Raw genomic sequence first — 15,063 nt, 5'->3', positions numbered from 1 at the left:
ATGCTGATCTTACAGACCAGACTTCAGGCTTGCTTCAATAAACCGATCAAGATCACCGTCCAAGACGGCTTGTGTGTTCCGCGTCTCAACGCCAGTGCGAAGATCTTTAATACGGGCGTCATCAAGAACGTAAGAACGAATCTGACTACCCCAACCGATATCGGACTTCGTATCTTCGAGGGCTTGCTTCGCCTCATTCTTCTTCTGCAATTCAAACTCATACAATTTCGCGCGCAATTGCTTCATCGCGAAATCTTTGTTTTTGTGTTGTGAACGATCGCTTTGACATTGCACAACAATCCCGCTTGGTCCATGGGTAATCCGCACCGCTGAGTCTGTCCGGTTAACGTGTTGACCACCGGCTCCTGATGCACGATACGTATCAATCCGTAAATCGGCGGGATTAATTTCAATCTCTATATCATCGTCAATTTCCGGATAAATAAATGCCGATGCGAATGATGTGTGACGCCGATTACCCGAATCAAACGGAGATTTCCGAACCAAACGATGCACCCCTGTTTCCGTCCGTAACCAGCCGAAAGCATGATCACCTTGGAATCGAATGGTGGCTGATTTGATACCTGCGACCTCTCCTTCAGAAAGCTCGGTTATCTCACACTTCATGCCGTGAGCTTCACCCCAACGCAGATACATACGCAACAACATAGAGCACCAGTCTTGCGCCTCCGTGCCCCCGGAACCGGCTTGGAGATCAAGGTAGCAATCATTCGCGTCGTTAGGCCCAGAGAACATGCGCCGAAATTCAAGTTTCTCGAGTGCAGCGCGCCACTTCCCGACTTCGCCCTCGGCTTCTAAAAGCATCTCTTCGTCGTTTTCGTCAACAGCGAGATCAAGAAAGCCTGCCGCATCATCTAAACCTTGTGCAAGGTCTCGAAAGGTGTGGACTATTTCTTCTAATGATGCGCGCTCTTTGCCCAGTGCCTGCGCTTTTTCCGGCTCGTTCCAAACGGCGGGGTCTTCTAACTCACGCTCGACTTCTTCGAGACGCTCGGACTTTGACTCGAGGTCAAAGATACCCCCTAAGCTGCGCCATGCGCTGCTTTAGATCGTCAATTTCATGGGCTACAGCATTGGTTTCCAGCATGCTTTCACATCCTAATTCGGTCGGGTTCAGGGCGTTCTCCGCTTCGCGTCAAACACCAACAATTCTCTTAAAAATGGGCGCGTATTTTAGCGGAAAATCAAGGTAAACAACAGAGAAAACACGGAATTCAACGCAGGGATTCAATTAACAGCTGAGCACTTTGCTGTCCCCGGAACTCATTCACTTCCAGACGGTACACAATGTGAACCTCGGTTTGCTCACGCCATTCCCAGGGCGCACGGTTCGCGAAAAACGCGATACCATCGATCACCTCAGAGGTACCGACGGGTTGCAATCGGAACTTCAAATGCGTCTCTTTCAGCCAACGCGCATCCAGCACGCGGAAGTGCCCATCAAATGTAGGCGCAGGAAACCCCTGACCAAAAGGTCCAGCATTCTGAAGGATCTTCGCGGTATCGACATTCAAATATTTGCCTTCAAGGGCGCCATCGGTCCAAATCACTTGGTGTAAAACATCAGGACTCACCCAGGTCATCGCGACGTCTTGCAACACCTCACAAAAACGGCCCCATTGTGTCTGTGGGACACTCAATCCAGCTGCCATTGCATGGCCACCGAATCGCTCGATACATTCAGGTGCGCGACTTGAAACCTGTTCCAGTAAGTCCCGAATGTGCACTCCCGGAACCGAGCGACAGGAGCCCTTCAAGAGCCCCGCGTCACCTTGGGCAAAAACCATGACTGGTCGATGAAGTTGTTCTTTTAGCCGTCCGGCGAGAATCCCGATCACCCCCTGATGCCAATCCGCTTGATGAACCGCCAACACCGGGGGAAGTGTGTCCTGTTCAACCTGAAATGAAGCCAAGAAGCGCTCTGCATCCTGTTGCATGCCATGTTCAATGGAGCGACGTTCACGATTGAGCTCATCGAGCCGTAGAGCCATCATTTTTGCTTGTTCCAGTGTTTTGGCCCGTAAACACTCAATCCCTAATTGAATATCATCCAAACGTCCCGCAGCGTTGATTCGCGGTCCAACCGTAAAGCCAAGATCCTGTGCTTGCAACGCTTCGGGTTCGCGACCGGCGACCTCAAGCAATGCTAAAATTCCCGGTCGACACTGTCGTTGACGGATTCGCGCCAACCCCTGTTGGACTAATATTCGATTGTTTTGGTCAAGCGGAACCACGTCAGCGACCGTACCTACCGCAACTAAATCAAGCCATTGCGCCACATTAATAGATGCAGCGGGGTGTGATGCCTCATGCGCTCGAAACCATGCTCGCAGTGCAAGAAGCACATAGAAAGCAACCCCGACGCCGGCTAATTGCTTTGAGGGGAACGGGCAATCGCGCCGATTCGGATTTACGATTGAATGCGCATTCGGTAGTTCCGCACTTGGCAAGTGATGATCGGTAACGATCACCTCAACCCCTAATTCGTTCGCCCGTTGAATACCCGCATGGCTACTGATTCCATTGTCCACGGTAATGATGAGGTTTGCTCCATCATGTGCCGCTAACTCGACTAAGCCGGGAGACAGCCCATAGCCATCGGTAAATCGATTCGGAACCAGATAAAATAATCGCTGAGCACCACACTGAGCCAAGGCATCCATTAACAAGGTCACACTCGTTGCACCATCTGCATCAAAGTCGCCACAGATACAAATACATTCACGATTGAGAATCGCTTGCCCAATTCGCGCCGCGGCTTTCTCACAGTCAGTCAATTGCTTGAAATGCACCAGCTGCTGGGCGCCCAACCCAAGCTCATCGCGATCTTGGATGCCACGGCAGGCATATATGTGGCGTAGGATCGCCGGTAAGGTTTCATCTTCAAGAATCTTACCTTGCGGGGTTCTCCGACGGACTTCAACAGCTCTCATCATGGGCTTATTTGTTTATCCATTTAGTGTTTCCTCAATTCAATCGACGACTTATCCGCGCGGGTGATGGAGGGCGTGCAATTGTTGTAGGCGTGCCTGCGCAACGTGTGTATATATTTGTGTTGTTGAAATATCCGCGTGACCCAACAGCATTTGCAGCGCCCGCAGATCAGCACCGTTATTCAATAAATGCGTCGCAAAAGCATGCCGCAGCCGGTGAGGTGAAATATCGGAGGGCAGTCCAGCCACCTGTGCATGAAAACGAATTCTATGCCAAAAGGTCTGTCGCGTCATTTGTCGTCCACGCAACGACAAAAAAACGACATCAACAGGTTTCTCAACCAAATCGGGCCGGCCGTGTTTTAAATACCGTTCAAGGGCAGCAACGGCTTCTTCTCCGAGGGGCACCAATCGCTCCTTGTTTCCTTTTCCCACAACGCGGACGAGGCCCTGCCGTAAACTCACTTGATTCATGGTGAGTTGGACCAGTTCGCTCACCCGCAAACCAGACGCATATAAGACTTCGAGCATCGCCTTATCTCGCATCCCGAGCGCCGTTTGCGTGTTCGGTGCTTGCAATAGAGCACTGACTGCCTCTTCACTTAATGTCTTCGGTAAAGCGCTTGGGAGTTTTGGTGTTTTGACTTGAACGGTTGGATCCTGTGCACGGAATTGCTGGTAGAGCAACCAGCCAAAGTATTTTCGCGCCGCACTCAAAAAACGAGCGATCGTTCGAGGATTCCGGCCGTGATCATGTAAATGCGCCAGATAGAACTCAACATGTTCTTTCTTGGTATCGACCAAGGCGATTTTTTGTTTCGCTAACCATCGCTCAAAATGGCTGAGATCGCTACGGTAGGCAGATAGGGTATGTTTACTCACGCCCTCCTGAAGCCATAAGCGATCCAAAAATTGGTCGATTCCATAGTCGGATGGATTTGCCATGCACAGTTCTCAATTTATCCAAAAAAAGCGCCTGAGGAATTCCCGAGACGCTTTTCAATGGAGTTATGTGGGGCTTATTGCGTCAGACGCCCACTCTGATAATCCATAAAAGCTTGGCGCAATTCAGCCTCTGTATTCATGACGAATGGTCCATATTGTGCAATTGGTTCTCCAATCGGCTTCGCGGCAATCAACAAAAAGTGACCCGCGTCCTGAATCGTAACAGGAACATTCGCCTCGGCATCCAACTCAAGCAACTCGCCTGCTTGCGCTGTGACTCCATCAATAGTAACGGCCCCTTGATACACATACAATAAGCGTGTGCTCTGCCCTTGATTTGGCAAGGTAAATTTCGCAGGTTTCGTCATGCGGAAATCGAGATATAAAAACTCTCGTCCTGGTGCATTGACAGGGCCGGTCTGCTCCGCAAACTCACCCGAGAGCACGCGCACGAGCCCTCCTTCATAATTCACCTCAGGAACCACAGAACCAGGGATATCCGCGTATTCCGGATCATCCATTTTTTCTGCTGCAGGCAAATTAAGCCAGAGTTGGAAGCCCCACATCAAACCGTCTTTTTGCTTCGGCATTTCAGAGTGGATAATACCCCGCGCGGCTTTCATCCATTGCAAACCGCCCGTGCTTATCTCCCCCTGATTTCCCGTTGAGTCCTCATGGGCCATGTTTCCCGCCAACATATACGTCAGCGTGCAAAATCCCCGGTGTGGATGGGGAGGAAAACCTGCAATATAGTCGTTGGGGTCGTCCGACTTGAATTCATCGAGCATCAAGATCGGATCCCGATGACGGAACGCGGGTTGATTGACCACTCGCTTTAGTTTCACACCTGCACCATCTTGTGCCGGCATACCCCGTACTCGATGTTTGATTATCGCGCTCATAGACACCTCATTAAAATTTATCGCGCCCGTGGGGCGTCGTGAAGTCAATATCGGGCCCTTTCGGAACCACTTGTGTGGGGTTGATCATGTCATGGCTGACATAATAGTGGGTCTTGATATGATCCATTCGTACGGTCTCCGCAACCCCCGGAACTTGGTACAGATCGCGTAAAAAGCCCCACAAGTTCGGGTAATCGACAATACGGCGTAAGTTACACTTAAAATGCCCCACATAGACTCCATCAAACCGGACCAATGTCGTGAACAGACGCCAATCGGCCTCGGTCAACGTCGCTCCGGCTAGGTAACGCTGAGAAGCAAGACGCTCTTCGAGTTGATCAAGCGCTGCGAACAGAGCATCGAACGCCTCTTCGTATGCTTCTTGCGTGGTTGCAAAGCCACTTTTGTAAACGCCATTGTTTACGTTGTCATAAACAAAATCATTCACTGCGTCAATTTCACTGCGCAGCGCCTCAGGGTAGAAATCAAGTTGATTGCCCGTAATGTGGTTAAATGCCTCATTCAGCATTCGAATAATGTCAGCAGACTCATTACTCACAATGGTCTTTTGTTGCTTATCCCACAATACGGGAACCGTTACGCGTCCACTGTATTTCGGATCGGCTTTGGTATACACCTGATGCATGTAAGAAAAGCCAAACAGCGGGTCGTGGAGGTCCTCGTTCGCAAATTCACCGAACTCCCAGCCGTTCTCCAACATTTCTGGATGGACTGCAGACACGCTTATGTGTTGCTCCAATCCCTTCAGTTTCCGAAAGATAAGGGTACGGTGGGCCCACGGACACGCATATGAGACATACAAGTGATAACGCCCTGATTCAGCCTTGAATCCTGATTTTCCGGTCGGTCCGGCTGTGCCATCTGCCGTGACCCAATTTCGAAATTGGGATTCAGACCGCTCAAACCGTCCGCCGGATTCACTGGTGTCATACCATTGGTCGTGCCATTTACCGTCGACTAATAAACCCATAACTCCTCCTCAGTTGCCTAAAGTATAAGGAGTGGGTCCGGATCAACTCAAATCAACAAGCGAAAAACCACTATTCGAAGAATGAATAATGGTTTTTATATGATTTCGAAAGTTAAATATAGAAGCTTGGACGTCAAGATTTTGCGCTGAAGATTACGTCCCGGACACCCTCTGCCGCCCGTAGTCCCGCATTTTGGCGCAGAGCCTGATGCAATTCGTGAAAACGTGCGATCGTTGTGCCCTGATCGTGGGTCAACAGGATTTCGAGCTCCGCAGCAATGCGCTCTGGGGTTACTTCATCTTGCAGTAATTCCCGAACCAGCGGGCCGCCCTCAAGAAGGTTGGGTAACGAAAAGTGGGGTAATCGAACGAAATGTCGGAGTAACTGGTAATTCAGCCATGCAAAGCGATAACAGACCACCATCGGGCGTTTCACCAGCATGGCCTCGAGGGATACCGTTCCAGACGCCAAGAGCACAGCATCACTGGCTGCGAGAACCGACTGACTTTGCTGTTGAAAAGAAATCAACGGTAGCTCGAGCCCCAGACGTTCAAGTGAGTCTATGAACTGTCCTTGGCGTTTTTCATTCGCGAAAGCAACGAGGAATTTTACGTCTGGAAAGCGGTCCTTCAATATTGCGGCGGCCTTTAAAAAGGGTTCCGCTAACAAACCGACCTCACTGCCCCGACTCCCCGGTAGCAGTGCAATATATCGCCCATCCGTAGGTATTCCAAGCGCCTCACGTGCTTGAACAGGATCGCTAACCTCAGGGATTTCATCTGCAAGCGGATGTCCGACAAACTTATACGGCACCTGATGACGTGCATAGAAATCGACTTCAAATGGGAGGATTCCCAAAACTAAATTGGTTGCCTCGGCGATGCCAAAGATACGTTTTGGACGCCATGCCCAAACCGACGGACTCACATAATGGACGGTTGGGATCCCTGCGTGTTTCAGCTTCTTTTCAATTGGGAGATTGAAGTCCGGCGCGTCGACACCAATAAAAACATCGGGCTGCCGGCTTCGCATCGTCTCTACCACAGTCTTCCGCGCGCGCAACAAACTCGGCAGCTGCTTGATCACGTCGACAATCCCCATCACCGAGAGCGTTTCCAGCGGGAAAAGTGAGCGTAAACCGGCGGCTTCCATACGTTCGCCACCGACACCAATAAACTCCACATCAGGGAAAATCTGCTGTAAGCCGCGCATCAGATCAGCACCCAGGATATCTCCCGATGCTTCGCCTGCAACAATGCCAATAAGGAACGGGCGCTTCGTGGCGCCCGTTGTGTTCGTCAACTGTGATGTGGCGTCCGTCATGGTCGGATAATGCCCCGTTGAGAGTCACGAATAAAATCAACGAAGTCGTCTAAGTGAGGCTCATTCAGTGCTTTGATTTCCACTATCGCCTCTTCAATCGTCAAGCCTTTTCGATACAGCGATTTGTAGGCACGCTTGATGTTCGTGATGGCCTCAGCAGAGAACCCGCGCCGACGCAGCCCTTCACTATTGATTGTGCGAGGCACTGCATTGTGGCCCTGACACATAACAAACGGAGGAATATCTTGCACAACCACTGAGCTGACCGCAGCAAAACTGTGTGAGCCAATTCGGCAGAACTGGTGCACTCCCGTGAAGCCACCCAAAATCACGAAATCGCCGACATGAACATGGCCTGCGAGCGTCGCATTGTTCGCGAGAATATTGTTCGAACCAATCAAGCAATCGTGAGCGACATGGACATATGCCATAAATAAATTATCGCTGCCAATCTGCGTCAGACTGTTGTCTTGCACCGTACCTCGATGGATCGTACATCCCTCACGAAACACATTGCGATCGCCAATGACGAGCTCCGTCGGCTCGCCTTTGTATTTTTTATCCTGACAATCCTCGCCTACGGAACAGAACTGAAAAATACGATTGCCACGCCCAATGCGCGTTGGCCCTTTTACCACCACATGCGAGTGGATAATACAATCATCGCCAATTTCAACATCGGGACCGATATACGTCCAAGGCCCCACTGTCACGTTGGAGCCAATACGCGCTTTTGGATCAATTATCGCAGTGTTGTGAATCAATTAAGACGTCCTTCTGGCACACATGATTTCAGCGGTACAGGCGATCTTCCCATCCACCTCTGCACGCCCAGTAAACTTCCAAATTCCACGCTTTTCTTTGACGAACTCAACATGGAAATCGACACGATCCCCAGGGATAACCTGACGCTTGAAGCGTGCGTTATCAATTCCCGCAAAAAGATAGATTTCGTTGTCTGTCACGTTTTCCATCATTTTGAAACCGAGGAGCCCGGTTGCCTGCGCCATCGCTTCAAGTAATAGTACGCCGGGAAAAATTGGGTTTCCAGGGAAATGTCCCATAAACACCGGCTCATTCATGGTGATATTTTTAATCGCATGAAGTGAGGTGTTCGGGACATAGGAAATCACCCGATCGATCAGTGCAAATGGATAGCGATGGGGTAAAATCTTTTGAATTTCCTGAATATCAAATCCAGGTTGCGCATTTTCGTTCAATGGAATTCCTCCGTTATTTATCAGGCGTCTCTAGCTTGCGTTCAAGCGCTCGGACACGGAGAAAGAGCTCCGGGAGTTGCCGAACGCGCGCTCCGGACTTAGCCCAGGTTGACTGATCAACTACGGGAAGCCCGGACGCGTACACGCCTTTCGCTGGCAAATCCTTGGTGACCATTGTCATGCCATGAATCTGCACGCCGTCACCAATGGTGATGTGTCCATTTATTCCGGTCTGCCCACCAACAAGGCAATACCGTCCGATCTTCGCACTACCAGCAATTCCAGTTTGACCTGCAATGGCTGTTCCCTCGCCGATTTGAACGTTGTGTGCAATCATACACAAGTTATCAATAATGCAATTCGAAGCAATGACCGTGTCATCGAGCGCACCCCGATCGATTGTCGTATTCGCGCCGACTTCAACGTCATCGCCAATCACAACCGAACCGAGCTGGGGGATTTTAACCCATTTTCCACGATCACTGGCCCAACCAAAGCCATCCGCACCAATAACAGCGCCCGAGTGCAGGGTGCAACGCGCTCCAATCACAACCCGATGGTAAATGTGAACGCCTGGCCACAGACGTGTATGTTCACCAATTTGCGCTCCCTCACCCACTGAGCAATTTGCACCAATAACTGCCCCTGCACCCAGCCTTACGCCTTTCTCTATCACGACATGGGGGCCAATACTTACGCCCTCACCCAGCACGACATCCTCGGCAATCACTGCACTCGGATGAATCTCTTGGGCTTGTTTGGGTGTCGTATCGAGGGCTTGAGCCGCACGAGCGTATGCAAGATATGGATTATCGGTAAGAAGTGCAGCGGGTAACAGTGCGTCGTCGTCATGCTCTGGGCTGATAATCACAGCGGCTGCGCGAGTGGTCTTCAGTTGATTTTTATATTTAGCATTCGCAAGAAAGCCGACCTGAGATGGGCCGGCATTCGCAAGAGTGGCGAGACCGGTTACTTCAGTTGCGCCGTTTCCACGCACTGTTGCACCGATCATCGCCGCGAGATCGTTCAGCGTCATTTATGATCCTTTTGTTCTAAACGTTAAGCTCAATAGAATGCGCTTTAGTTTAGCAGACGCTCAATGATTTTATCAGTCACATCCATCGATTCACGAGAGAAAGGAACGCGGGTGTAATCAAGAATTAAATCATATCCGTTGGCTTCAGCGTACGCTTCAACTTCGGTAAAGATTTTCTGTAACAGACGGTTCCGTTCTTCTGTTTCCCGCATTTGAATGTATTGGTTTAACTGCTCGCCACTCCGTTGCAATCCAACACGGCGTGCTTGCCATTCTTGTTGAGCCTCTTGAATCTCATCCGGTGTCATGGTTTCTTGATCACGCTGCAAGCGCTCATTTAAGGCTTCGAATTCCTGTTCCAGCTGCTGAATTCGTTGAATTGGCTCGGCAAACTCTTCTTCAAGCTTGGCGCCAATTTCTTCATATTCAGGCATCGCCGAAAGGATCCGGTTTACGTTCACCGTTCCAATCTTTCCGTCACTTGCGAACGCTGCCGATGGCATGGCCATGGTGATTAAAACAAGTACTGCAAAAACGCTAGTCATTACTGCTTTCAAGGTTCTATCCTCTTCATGCAAAAAATTTATTAAATTATACAGTCATCGAAGCGCGCTTAAAACGACGTTCCGATATTAAATGTAAAGCGATCTTCAAACGTCGAATCGAGGGACCGCAATGGGAAGCCGAAGCTGAAGCTCAACACACCCATCGGCGAAAGCCACTGAACTGAGACACCATAGGATGCCTGATAGTTTCGCGGACTCCCGTAATCCCAGAAATTTGTGTTTCCGACCACATCGAGATTCCGATAGCGATCAAAGTCAAATTCTGTATCCCATACCACGCCGACATCGATAAAGGCACTCGTCCGTACTGAGCGAGCTGCCGCTTCACTGGCGAATGGCGTTGGGAAAATCAGCTCAAAACCACCGTTCAGCATCGCGTTACCGCCAATCGAAGCAAAACGTGCCACTTCAATCTGGTCGTTCTCCGGGCCGAGTGCGATTTGCTCCCGATTACCGTCTGCGTCAGGTGGCCCCAAAATGAAGCGCGGCTGACGAATGATTCCACGTGGCCCAACACGGTTTGTTTCGAATCCACGGAGACTCTCATGCCCACCCCCGTAGAAGTTTTCCCAGAACGGTAACGTGAAATCTAACCCGTTTTCGCTCCCATATCCATTCCCGTATCCCGCATTAAAGCGTGTCAATACAACGAAATCGTGGTCATTATCGAGCGGCCGATACCAACGGAAACGATAATCCAGTTTAAAATACTGCAGGTCACTGCCAGGCACAGTCACTTTACCGACCAAGCGATTCGACGTACCCGCAGTCGGGAACATCCCCCGGTTCAGCGTGTTTCGCGTCCAGGACGCCGTGAAATCAAAATTCCGGAAATTCAACGAACCAAATGGGTCTGCTGGATCCGAATAGCGTTGATAAAACGACCGAATTTGATCGTAAGGCTGTAACTGGGTAATCCCAGTATTGTTAAAGCCAACGCCAAAGTTTAAGCGGTTATATTCATTGACTGGGAATCCTACATCCGTGCCAATGCCCCACGAACGCTGATTGAACTGTTGCAGGTTTGCTTGGCGAGCGTCAAATTGCGAATAATAAATACTTCCGCCTAAACTTACCGCATCGTCTGTGAAGTAATTATCAACATAATTGACCTGGACTTGGCGCGAGAAGCGGTTGGTATCGACCGCAAAGCCGACACGATTTCCTGATCCAAGAAAGTTATCCTGCGCGATCGATGCGTTCAGGCTCAAACCCGCGAAATCGCCATAACCAATTCCCGCAGAAATAGTGCCTGAAGGTTGCTCAACGACGCGATAAACAACATCAACCTGATCTTGCTCGCCGGCAACTGGAACTGTTTCTACATCGACCGTTTCAAAATAGCCGAGCCGGTCTAAGCGCGTTTTACCTACCTCAACGAGTTGCTCAGACAGCCAAGAGCCTTCCATCTGACGCATCTCACGGCGCAAAACCTCGTCACGCGTTGCATCATTTCCTTCAAAAATCACACGACGGACGTAGATTCGCTGGCCTGGATCAATGGAAAACGTCAAGTTGACTAAGCGTTGCTCATCATCAATATCTGGAACCGTTCGAACTTCCGTATTGGCATAGCCGTAACGCCCAAAATAACGCTTGATCGTTTCCTCTACACTGGTTACTTCCGCTTGATTGAAACGGCGTCCGCGAAGTGCATCCACGAACGCATTCAAGAACTCTTCATGCTCTCTGAGTTCACCAATTGCACGGGCGGTGTCAATGTCATAACGCTCACCTTCATCGACATTGACCGTGATATAAATGCCCTCAAGCTCAGGTGTGATAGCAACCTGAACAGATGAAATCTCGAACCGGATAAACCCTTCGTTCTGATAGAAAGATTCAATCTCTTCGAGGTCACCCATTAGTTGTTGCTGCTGATAATTTCGCTTACCGAGAATATTCCACCACGGCAATTGATCACGAAGTTCCATCAAACGCACTAACTGCGCACGACTGAAGTTCTCATTCCCGGTGAAATTAATTTGTTCAACGGCAGCGGCTGGGCCTTCTTGAAAGTTAAAACGTAACTCCACGCGATTTCGCGGCAAATTGACCACGCGAATATTCACTTGGGCATTGTATTTACCCACGGAGTGATAGAAATCTTCTAGATTTTTCTCAAGAAATGAGATTGCCGTCCGATCGAGCGACTCTCCCTCTGCAATCCCGTTATTCTTCAGGCTATCAAGTAATTGATCGTCTTTTAGATCACGATTTCCATCGAGAACAATACGAGAGATCGTTGGTCGCTCAGTGACTCGAATGACCAAGGAGTCGCCTTCACGAAACACTTGAATGTCGTCAAAATGACTCGATGAGTACAACTCGTGGATCGTTTGCCGAATACGCTGTGAATCGACTTCCTCACCGGTTCGGATAGGGATATAGGTCAATGCCGCACCTAAACCGACTCGTTGTAGCCCGCGTACCTGAATGTCATCCACCACGAACGAGTCTGACGCTTGAGCGTTCCAAGTGAACCCCGTCCCCGCTAGTACTACTCCAATAAACAGCTTTTTCAATGTCATGCAACACGTCTTATTGTTAGATAAATTCTTTACGAGAAAAGTCTGCCTACGTCATTAAACAACGTTACCGCTAGCAACGTCATCAGTAGCAACAAACCAACTCGAAAACTCACTTCCTGAACTTGCTCTGGCACAGGTTTTCCGCGGATCCACTCAATCACGTAGAACAGTAAATGTCCCCCATCGAGCATTGGGATCGGCAGCAAGTTCAATATTCCCAAACTCACGCTAATCAACGCAAGGAAACTGAGAAAATAAACCAGACCATAACTGGCATGGGCACCTGCTCCTTGAGCAATTCCCACTGGACCGCTTAGGTTCTTAACAGACACATCGCCGGTCAAGAGTTTACCAACCATATTCATGGTCAGTCCCATAAGGTTCCAAGTGCGCGCTACGCCCCCTTGTAACGCTTCAATTGGACCATACTGCAGCGTAAAGCGATAGGCTTCAGGATAAGGTTCTGCTTCTGTTACAACCCCGAGATACCCTCGTCCTTCTATTTCACCGAGTCTCACCTCGAGAGAACGCTCGCGTCCATCGCGATCAATTAAAAAAGTGACCACCGTATTCGGACGCTCTGCAATAAAGCTCCTTATTTGTTCCCAATCTTCGCTGCGAGTTCCATTAAATCCAATAATTTTATCACCCACCGCTAATGCACTGGACGCCGCGGGTGAATCCGCTGCAATTTGAGTGATATTTGAAAGAATTTTTGGCCGAAAGACATCAATGCCCAAACTTCCAATGGTCGACTCGCGATCCGGATCAAAACGCCACGTGTCCAAGGGAATTCGAATTTCACGCTGCTGCCCACTCGGTTCGAGAACTTCAAAGGTTGTTTCCGATGAGCCCATCCGGCGCACCAAGGCGAGGTTTACATCTTGCCAATCTTGGACTCGACGCTGGTCAATCGCGAGGATTTCAGAGCCCGATTGGAGGCCAGCTGCATCCGCAATACTCCCTTCGGTAATATCTCCAACGATCGGCTTCACGGCGGGCATGCCGATCATCAACATCAACCAAAGCGCAGCAATTGCAAAAATAAAGTTCGCCATCGGACCAGCTAACACAATGGCAAAGCGTTCTTTTACTGATTTTGCTCGGAAGCTCTGGGGAACCTCGTTTTCGCTGACCGGATCGAGCTCATGATCGAGCATTCGAACATAGCCCCCAAGCGGTATTGCAGCGATTTGATATTGCGTCCCGTCTTTGCCCTTCCAGCTGAAAATTGGTTTTCCAAATCCAATCGAGAACGTCAGTACTTTGACACCGCACCGGCGCGCGACCCAAAAATGACCAAACTCATGGAAGGTCACGACTAACCCCAAAGCAACAATGAAACCACCGATCGACCAAAGTAACTGTTCCATGGACTACACCCTCAACATCTTGCTGGCGAGCATCCGGGCTTCATGATCAAGCGCCAAAATCTCGTCTATGGTGTGGACCGCTGGGAACGAAGCTTGTTCCATGACCGCCAAACAAACCTTGGCAATATCACCGAACTGGATACGTCGTTCAAGGAACGCTGCGACAGCCACTTCGTTCGCCGCATTCAGCGTGGTAGTGGCTGCTTGTCCTGCCCAACATGCATCGATTGCCAGTTGCAACAGCGGATAACGCGCAGCGTCCGGAGCTGCAAATGTCAACGCACCTAAAGTGGGGAACTCCAATGAAGCCACGCCGCTCTCTAAGCGCTCGGGGTAGCCCAAGCAATAGGCAATGGGGGTCCGCATATCCGGTTGTCCTAGCTGGGCCAGCACAGACCCGTCACAATATTGCACCATGGAGTGAACAACACTCTGGGGGTGAATCACGATATCAAGTTCTGCCCGCTGACTATTAAAGAGCCAACGCGCTTCGATGTATTCGAGGCCTTTATTCAGCATGGTCGCAGAATCAACGGAAATCTTCTGACCCATCGACCAGTTGGGGTGATTACACGCCGCTTCGGGACCTTGCGTGTGGAGCATATCGAGAGGAAGCTCACGGAATGGCCCCCCCGACCCTGTCAGTAAGATTTTTCGAATTCCATGGTCTGCTAAGGTCGCCCCATGATCTTGTTGTACCGCAATAGGAAGCGCCTGAAAGATCGCATTATGCTCGCTATCAACAGGCAATAGTTGCGCACCTGATTCCCGTACCGCATCAATAAAAAGTTGCCCACTCATGACCAGGGCTTCTTTATTAGCCAGCAAGACTCGCTTGCCTGACTTAACCGCTGCAAGCGTAGGCAGTAGTCCTGCGGCCCCGACGATTGCGGCCATCACCACATCGACCGTCGAATCGTGCGCAACCTCAATTAGTGCATCCGATCCCACCGTGACTTTTGTCTTTATGCCCCGCTTATTGAGCTCTGCTGATAGCTCAGAGCCGGCCTGAGCGTCCGTCATTACGGCAACCTCTGGCCGATATTTTTCGCACAGCGACAGCATTGCTCGCACGTTTTTATGCGCGGTCAGAGCATACACTTCAAAATCTTCCGGATGACGTGCGACCACATCAAGCGTGCTCAAGCCGATTGAGCCGGTCGCTCCGAGAATCGTCAGTCGTTGCGGACGCGAGGGCGACGTTCGATGTGGGGTCATACT

At 50.2% G+C, this 15,063-nt stretch carries 13 protein-coding genes; all 13 read right to left on the bottom strand.

Annotated features, from left to right (window positions below; genetic code table 11):
* Positions 1-9: 9 nt before the first annotated feature.
* Positions 10-1,108, bottom strand: a protein-coding gene (prfB, locus tag CWE11_RS00485) for a peptide chain release factor 2 (protein ID WP_126775643.1) whose coding sequence is annotated in 2 segments (ribosomal slippage) — positions 10-1,032 and positions 1,034-1,108 — 1,098 coding nt in all. Because the reading frame shifts where the segments join, the coding sequence is not laid out codon by codon here.
* A 127-nt stretch (positions 1,109-1,235) separates the two neighbouring features.
* Positions 1,236-2,954 (bottom strand): single-stranded-DNA-specific exonuclease RecJ, encoded by a 1,719-nt coding sequence (gene recJ / locus CWE11_RS00480; RefSeq protein ID WP_420808380.1) that lies wholly within the window; start codon positions 2,952-2,954, stop codon positions 1,236-1,238.
* 51 nt (positions 2,955-3,005) lie between these two features.
* A complete protein-coding gene (gene xerD / locus CWE11_RS00475) occupies positions 3,006-3,899 on the bottom strand; it encodes a site-specific tyrosine recombinase XerD (protein ID WP_126775641.1) in 894 nt (297 codons plus the stop codon).
* A 74-nt stretch (positions 3,900-3,973) separates the two neighbouring features.
* Entirely contained in the window at positions 3,974-4,801 is an 828-nt protein-coding gene (locus CWE11_RS00470; protein ID WP_126775640.1) for a pirin family protein, read from the bottom strand.
* A gap of 10 nt (positions 4,802-4,811) precedes the next feature.
* Entirely contained in the window at positions 4,812-5,792 is a 981-nt protein-coding gene (locus CWE11_RS00465) for a glutathione S-transferase family protein (protein ID WP_126775639.1), read from the bottom strand.
* 133 nt (positions 5,793-5,925) lie between these two features.
* A complete protein-coding gene (lpxB, locus tag CWE11_RS00460) occupies positions 5,926-7,116 on the bottom strand; it encodes a lipid-A-disaccharide synthase (RefSeq protein WP_126775638.1) in 1,191 nt (396 codons plus the stop codon).
* Entirely contained in the window at positions 7,113-7,880 is a 768-nt protein-coding gene (lpxA, locus tag CWE11_RS00455) for an acyl-ACP--UDP-N-acetylglucosamine O-acyltransferase (protein WP_126775637.1), read from the bottom strand. Before lpxA ends, lpxB begins: the two co-directional genes overlap by 4 nt.
* Positions 7,881-8,336 (bottom strand): 3-hydroxyacyl-ACP dehydratase FabZ, encoded by a 456-nt coding sequence (gene fabZ, locus CWE11_RS00450; protein WP_126775636.1) that lies wholly within the window; start codon positions 8,334-8,336, stop codon positions 7,881-7,883.
* 13 nt (positions 8,337-8,349) lie between these two features.
* A complete protein-coding gene (lpxD, locus tag CWE11_RS00445) occupies positions 8,350-9,372 on the bottom strand; it encodes a UDP-3-O-(3-hydroxymyristoyl)glucosamine N-acyltransferase (protein WP_126775635.1) in 1,023 nt (340 codons plus the stop codon).
* Between the two features lie 44 nt (positions 9,373-9,416).
* Positions 9,417-9,929, bottom strand: a complete 513-nt coding sequence (locus CWE11_RS00440) for an OmpH/Skp family outer membrane protein (RefSeq protein WP_126775634.1) — start codon at positions 9,927-9,929, stop codon at positions 9,417-9,419.
* A 56-nt stretch (positions 9,930-9,985) separates the two neighbouring features.
* The gene (gene bamA, locus CWE11_RS00435; RefSeq protein ID WP_126775633.1) at positions 9,986-12,469 is read right to left on the bottom strand and encodes an outer membrane protein assembly factor BamA; all 2,484 of its coding nucleotides are present in this window, start codon (positions 12,467-12,469) and stop codon (positions 9,986-9,988) included.
* A gap of 29 nt (positions 12,470-12,498) precedes the next feature.
* Positions 12,499-13,842, bottom strand: a complete 1,344-nt coding sequence (gene rseP / locus CWE11_RS00430; protein ID WP_126775632.1) for a sigma E protease regulator RseP — start codon at positions 13,840-13,842, stop codon at positions 12,499-12,501.
* Between the two features lie 3 nt (positions 13,843-13,845).
* Positions 13,846-15,060 (bottom strand): 1-deoxy-D-xylulose-5-phosphate reductoisomerase, encoded by a 1,215-nt coding sequence (ispC, locus tag CWE11_RS00425; RefSeq protein WP_126775631.1) that lies wholly within the window; start codon positions 15,058-15,060, stop codon positions 13,846-13,848.
* Between the last annotated feature and the right edge of the window lie 3 nt (positions 15,061-15,063).

The sequence above is a fragment of the Aliidiomarina sanyensis genome (assembly GCF_003987175.1).
In the GTDB taxonomy this organism is placed as follows: Bacteria; Pseudomonadota; Gammaproteobacteria; order Enterobacterales; family Alteromonadaceae; genus Aliidiomarina; species Aliidiomarina sanyensis.
The sequence above is the reverse complement of the archived record's forward strand: the minus strand, read 5'-3'. Positions and strand labels throughout refer to the sequence as shown.

What these genes read in the sequence shown, in the direction of transcription:
- CWE11_RS00465 (WP_126775639.1), bottom strand. Translation starts at nt 5,792, where the DNA reads ATGGGTTTATTAGTCGACGGTAAATGGCACGACCAATGGTATGACACC.
- bamA (WP_126775633.1), bottom strand. Translation starts at nt 12,469, where the DNA reads ATGACATTGAAAAAGCTGTTTATTGGAGTAGTACTAGCGGGGACGGGG.
- rseP (WP_126775632.1), bottom strand. Translation starts at nt 13,842, where the DNA reads ATGGAACAGTTACTTTGGTCGATCGGTGGTTTCATTGTTGCTTTGGGG.
- ispC (WP_126775631.1), bottom strand. Translation starts at nt 15,060, where the DNA reads ATGACCCCACATCGAACGTCGCCCTCGCGTCCGCAACGACTGACGATT.
- xerD (WP_126775641.1), bottom strand. Translation starts at nt 3,899, where the DNA reads ATGGCAAATCCATCCGACTATGGAATCGACCAATTTTTGGATCGCTTA.
- lpxD (WP_126775635.1), bottom strand. Translation starts at nt 9,372, where the DNA reads ATGACGCTGAACGATCTCGCGGCGATGATCGGTGCAACAGTGCGTGGA.
- CWE11_RS00470 (WP_126775640.1), bottom strand. Translation starts at nt 4,801, where the DNA reads ATGAGCGCGATAATCAAACATCGAGTACGGGGTATGCCGGCACAAGAT.
- recJ (WP_420808380.1), bottom strand. Translation starts at nt 2,954, where the DNA reads ATGAGAGCTGTTGAAGTCCGTCGGAGAACCCCGCAAGGTAAGATTCTT.
- lpxB (WP_126775638.1), bottom strand. Translation starts at nt 7,116, where the DNA reads ATGACGGACGCCACATCACAGTTGACGAACACAACGGGCGCCACGAAG.